Raw genomic sequence first — 3200 nt, forward strand, 5'->3', positions numbered from 1 at the left:
GCTTCCGGACCGACGGTGGGGCCATTCGGCGGCAGCAGGCATGACGTGCGACGATGTGCGGCATGTCGCAGCCGCCCCCCGATCGGAGTAGCGCCCCGCCGCGTCCTCGCCCCGACGCGTCCATGTCGCTGCTGACCACGGTGATGGAACACAGCCTCGACGAGGGATACGCCGAGGCCTCGGCACGTCGCCGGTCCGAAGGCGGCGAGGGGATGCCCCGCACGCTGAAGGCGAAGCTGGGCCTTGCCGCAGGTCTGGTGCTGGCCGCTCTCGTGGTGACGCTGGGTGCCGCCGAGGCCCAGGTCGCGGCGCCGGTCGTGGCCAAGGAACGCGAGGAGCTCATCGACCGCGTGAACGCCGAGACCTCCGCGGCGGACACGCTCGAGGCCGATGTCGACAAGCTGCGCAAGGACGTCGGCGAGCGGCAGCGCAAGGCGCTCGAGGAGCACGGCGGCGACCAGGGAGGCCTGGTGGCGCTGCTGTCCGGGGCCACCGCCGTCGAGGGCCCCGGGATCAAGCTGGTCGTGGACGACGCGAAGGACACCGACCAGGGCGGCGGCGGGCCCCGTGAGTCCACCGGCTTCGCCGACACCGGGCGCGTACGTGACCGGGACATGCAGCGTGTGGTCAACGGTCTGTGGCAGTCCGGCGCCGAGGCGGTCGCCATCAACGGGCAGCGGCTGACGGCCCTGTCGGCGATCCGTGCGGCGGGCGACGCCATACTGGTCGACAACAGGCCGCTCGTGCCGCCGTACACGGTGCTTGCGGTGGGGGACGGGAAGAAGCTCGCGGCTGCCTTCCAGGACAGCGCGGACGGCCAGTATCTTCAGGCGCTGCACGAGAGCTTCGACATCCGCACCAGCATCTCCGAGCAGGAGAAGGTGCGCCTTCCGGCCGCGCCCAGCCTGATCGTACGTACAGCAGAGCCTCAGGCCGCAGACACGGGCAGTGGTGCGGCAGACACAGGGAAGGGCACATCGTGATCGCCGTACTGGGCCTCGTCGTGGGAGTCGTGGTCGGACTGTTGGTCCGGCCCGAAGTGCCGGCGGTGGTCGAGCCCTATCTGCCGATCGCCGTGGTGGCCGCGCTCGACGCCGTCTTCGGCGGTCTGCGGGCCATGCTCGACGGGATCTTCGTGGACAAGGTCTTCGTGGTGTCCTTCCTGTCGAACGTGGTGGTGGCCGCGCTGATCGTCTTCCTCGGCGACAAGCTGGGCGTCGGAGCCCAGCTGTCCACCGGTGTGGTGGTCGTGCTCGGCATCCGGATCTTCTCCAACGCCGCGGCCATCCGCCGGCACGTCTTCCGGGCGTGAGGCCGATGAGCAACGAACAGAATCCGAGCGGCGGACAGGACCACGGCAGCGAGCGGCCCGCAGGAGCGCTCCCGGACGAGGCGCCCGCAGCGGCACCGTCTCCGGCGCCCCGGCCCGAGGAGGCCAGCGGCCGTCAGCGGCTGCGGGCAGGGCTCTGGCCGCCCAGGGTGAGCAGGGCCCAACTGATCGTGGCGCTCCTGCTGTTCGTCCTCGGTCTGGGGCTGGCGATCCAGGTCAGGTCGAACAGCGACAACAGCGCCCTGCGCGGTGCCCGCCAGGAGGACCTGGTCCGTATCCTCGACGAGCTCGACAACCGCACCCAGCGCCTCGAGGACGAGAAGCAGCGCCTCGACGACCAGCGCACGGAACTGGAGAACAGCTCCGACCAGGCGGAGGAGGCCCGGAAGCAGACGCTCGAGAAGGAGCGGCAGCTCGGTATCCTTGCGGGAACGGTCGCGGCTCACGGCCCGGGCATCACACTGACCATCGATGACCCGAGCGGCGCGGTGGAGGCCGACATGCTCCTCGACACCATCCAGGAGCTGCGCGCCGCGGGAGCCGAGGCGATCGAGATCAACGGTGTGCGGGTAGTGGCCAATACGTACTTCTCCGGTGACGGGGGAGAGTTGAGAGTCGACGGCCGGAAGATCCAGGCCCCGTACGAGTTCAAGGTCATCGGCAAGCCGCAGGACCTGGAGCCGGCTCTCAACATTCCCGGTGGTGTGGTGCAGACGCTCGAGAAGGAGCAGGCCACGGCGGAGGTCGCGCGCGCCGACGACATCGTCGTCGACGCCTTGCGACCGGCGAAGCAGCCTGATTACGCTCGGTCGTCGTCCCGGTGAGGCGGTGGTGCGCGGTGCTCGGAGGACTCGGGCACCAGGTTGCGGGGGGTCGGCGCAACGGATCGGTGACGCGTGGTGGAAACTGTCGGGTGGATACGGACGTTGTGAGGATGTCCGGGTCGGCAGGTGTGTTCATTCAGGGTTCGTCCTGCCCCACGGGCGGGTCTATTTCGGTCAAGGGGAAACGCCCGTGAAGTTGTTTGCGAAGTTGTTCGGAAAGAGCGCCCGCGAGGACAGCAACAGCGCTGCCCGCCATCGCGCTCCGCGTCAGGGTCAGGGCGCCGAGGAGCAGGGCTCGGAGCGCCCGCTCTTCCGCGACGAGGTCCAGGGTGCCGCCGGTGGGTCCGGCGCGTCGTCCGTTGACCCCGGAGGTGCAGGACGCATAGGTTTCGGGGATCCATCGACCTCGAGTACGGGTGGAGGGTTTGCCCCCGCTCCGGAGGGCTCGTCCATGCCGGTTTGTACGAGGTGCGGGCATCGTAATGCCGAGGCCAGCCGCTTCTGTTCCAACTGCGGTGCGCCGCTGAGGGGCGGAGTGCCGGAGCGCGCCTCGGAGACGACCTCGACCATCTCGATCTCAGGCATCGAGGCGTACGAGGCCGAGGCGACGGGCCAGACCGCCCTTCCCTCGCTCTCCCCGGAAGCCCAGGCGGCGGTCGACGCGCTGCCGGCGGGTTCCGCGCTGCTGGTGGTCCGACGCGGCCCGAACTCGGGAAGCCGCTTCCTGCTGGACGGCGACCTGACGACGGCCGGCCGTCATCCGCAGAGCGACATCTTCCTCGACGACGTGACCGTGTCGCGGCGTCATGTGGAGTTCCGCAGGAGCCCGGACGGTAGTTTCACCGTGGGCGACGTCGGCAGCCTCAACGGAACCTACGTCAACCGCGAGCGCATCGATTCCGTCGCGCTGACCAACGGCGACGAAGTCCAGATCGGAAAGTACCGGCTGGTCTTCTACCCGAGCCAGCGAGGCGTGTGACCCTCCCCGGACTCCGTCCGGGGGGACCCCCAGGAAGGTCCATGCTGCGAACATCGACAGGCGGTGC

4 protein-coding genes are annotated in these 3200 nt (G+C 69.5%); all 4 read left to right on the top strand.

Features of this window, described 5'->3' with window-relative positions; translation table 11 throughout:
• Nucleotides 1-62: 62 nt before the first annotated feature.
• The 4 genes from ACFWFI_RS42040 (at nucleotide 63) to ACFWFI_RS42055 (ending at nucleotide 3133) form a co-directional block, all read left to right on the top strand.
• A complete protein-coding gene (locus ACFWFI_RS42040; protein WP_387401130.1) occupies nucleotides 63-983 on the top strand; it encodes a DUF881 domain-containing protein in 921 nt (306 codons plus the stop codon).
• Nucleotides 980-1312, top strand: a complete 333-nt coding sequence (locus tag ACFWFI_RS42045) for a small basic family protein (RefSeq protein WP_003970459.1) — start codon at nucleotides 980-982, stop codon at nucleotides 1310-1312. The genes ACFWFI_RS42040 and ACFWFI_RS42045 overlap by 4 nt, the downstream gene beginning before the upstream one ends.
• A gap of 5 nt (nucleotides 1313-1317) precedes the next feature.
• Nucleotides 1318-2154, top strand: a complete 837-nt coding sequence (locus tag ACFWFI_RS42050) for a DUF881 domain-containing protein (protein ID WP_387401132.1) — start codon at nucleotides 1318-1320, stop codon at nucleotides 2152-2154.
• A gap of 190 nt (nucleotides 2155-2344) precedes the next feature.
• On the top strand, nucleotides 2345-3133 hold the full coding sequence (locus ACFWFI_RS42055; protein WP_387401134.1) for an FHA domain-containing protein: 789 nt from the start codon (nucleotides 2345-2347) through the stop codon (nucleotides 3131-3133).
• Nucleotides 3134-3200 lie beyond the last annotated feature (67 nt).

The organism is Streptomyces sp. NPDC060209 (assembly GCF_042728155.1).
Classification (GTDB): Bacteria; Actinomycetota; Actinomycetes; order Streptomycetales; family Streptomycetaceae; genus Streptomyces.

Bases quoted from the DNA above. Each gene is read 5' to 3' on its own strand.
- ACFWFI_RS42050 (WP_387401132.1), top strand. From the start codon at position 1,318: ATGAGCAACGAACAGAATCCGAGCGGCGGACAGGACCACGGCAGCGAG.
- ACFWFI_RS42040 (WP_387401130.1), top strand. From the start codon at position 63: ATGTCGCAGCCGCCCCCCGATCGGAGTAGCGCCCCGCCGCGTCCTCGC.